The following is a 408-nucleotide window of genomic DNA, read 5'->3' as shown; positions in this document are numbered from 1 at the left end:
AAGTATATGTATCTCTTATATATCAATTCGTGTATTGGACTGGCGATATACAAGGAGACCAGTCGTTAATGTTCGGCCACTTTCAGATAAGTCAGAGTAAGAGGCTGACTGTGGAATATTATCCATAATTTCTGAATTCATACAAAGGTCATTTAGGAAAGTGGATCGGTCGATTTGGAGTTCAGACATCCCTTCGAGTACCGACGCCCCAGTAGCAGTACAGCTTGAAAGAATTGTGAGGAAAGCATCTTGGAGTGCGGCTTCAGGCCCCTCCATAGGCAATTCCTTCGCCATTCTGTTGAACACCTGTTTCTTCTCCTCGAGTATCATAAGTGAATCATTTTCAATATCCTGTACCAGGTGATTTATTGTGGTCATCCACACATCTTCCTTGACTGTATTAACACA

Annotated in this window: 1 protein-coding gene; it reads right to left on the bottom strand. The window is 41.9% G+C overall.

The genetic code is table 11. The features are described from left to right. Positions 1 to 15: 15 nt before the first annotated feature. Positions 16 to 408 (bottom strand): hypothetical protein (locus EXE42_RS19860; protein ID WP_206750766.1); only part of this gene is annotated, 393 nt, incomplete at its 5' end.

Source organism: Halorubrum sp. SP3, from assembly GCF_005435195.1.
Lineage (GTDB): Archaea > Halobacteriota > Halobacteria > Halobacteriales > Haloferacaceae > Halorubrum > Halorubrum sodomense.
Note: the sequence above shows the minus strand (reverse complement) of the source record. Positions and strands in the feature narration are given on the sequence as shown.